Origin of the sequence: Photobacterium piscicola (assembly GCF_900166965.1) — a bacterium.
Taxonomy (GTDB): domain Bacteria; phylum Pseudomonadota; class Gammaproteobacteria; order Enterobacterales; family Vibrionaceae; genus Photobacterium; species Photobacterium piscicola.
In genome coordinates, this window is sequence record NZ_FUZI01000050.1 from 1 (window position 1) to 827 (window position 827).

Consider the following 827-nt stretch of genomic DNA (forward strand, 5'->3'; position numbering starts at 1 on the left):
AGTAACAAGACTTTTTAAATCAGAGAGAATGGTGCGGAAGGAGAGACTTGAACTCTCACACCTTGCGGCGCTAGAACCTAAATCTAGTGCGTCTACCAATTCCGCCACTTCCGCATATTGTCAGTTATAAATAACTGTTGTCTCTGATTGTATTTTTCAATTAAGTATAGGTAAATACTTAGTTGAAGAATAAATGGTGGCTACGACGGGATTCGAACCTGTGACCCCATCATTATGAGTGATGTGCTCTAACCAACTGAGCTACGTAGCCAACATAGAATACTGAAATAAATCAATACTCTTAAAGAGTGGCAGGTCTACCTGGATTCGAACCAGGGTATGACGGCATCAAAAGCCGTTGCCTTACCGCTTGGCGATAGACCTACAGTGTGCTTTTTCAAGCTATCTCTCAACTCTATTGAGAGAATGGTGCGGAAGGAGAGACTTGAACTCTCACACCTTACGGCGCTAGAACCTAAATCTAGTGCGTCTACCAATTCCGCCACTTCCGCATTTTATCAATGAACAAGCATTGATTTTCAATCTTATAATAAAATTGAAATGGTGGCTACGACGGGATTCGAACCTGTGACCCCATCATTATGAGTGATGTGCTCTAACCAACTGAGCTACGTAGCCGATTTAAAATACTGAACAACTATAATTTATAACAAATATAGCCAATCAATACTTTTAAATAATGGCAGGTCTACCTGGATTCGAACCAGGGTATGACGGCATCAAAAGCCGTTGCCTTACCGCTTGGCGATAGACCTACAGTGCTTAAATACATAAGCGTTGCTTGTTGGGTAGTAACAAGACTTTTT

6 tRNA genes are annotated in these 827 nt (G+C 41.4%); all 6 read right to left on the bottom strand.

Going from position 1 to position 827, the window contains the following annotated elements:
• Positions 1 to 29: 29 nt before the first annotated feature.
• The 6 genes from CZ809_RS20815 to CZ809_RS20840 all read right to left on the bottom strand — a co-directional run bounded on the left by CZ809_RS20815 (position 30) and on the right by CZ809_RS20840 (position 776).
• Positions 30 to 114 (bottom strand) — tRNA-Leu (locus CZ809_RS20815).
• 80 nt (positions 115 to 194) lie between these two features.
• Positions 195 to 271, bottom strand: a tRNA-Met gene (locus CZ809_RS20820).
• Between the two features lie 38 nt (positions 272 to 309).
• Positions 310 to 384, bottom strand: a tRNA-Gln gene (locus tag CZ809_RS20825).
• 43 nt (positions 385 to 427) lie between these two features.
• Positions 428 to 512: transfer RNA gene (locus CZ809_RS20830), tRNA-Leu, on the bottom strand.
• A gap of 50 nt (positions 513 to 562) precedes the next feature.
• Positions 563 to 639, bottom strand: a tRNA-Met gene (locus CZ809_RS20835).
• A 62-nt stretch (positions 640 to 701) separates the two neighbouring features.
• Positions 702 to 776 (bottom strand) — tRNA-Gln (locus CZ809_RS20840).
• Positions 777 to 827 lie beyond the last annotated feature (51 nt).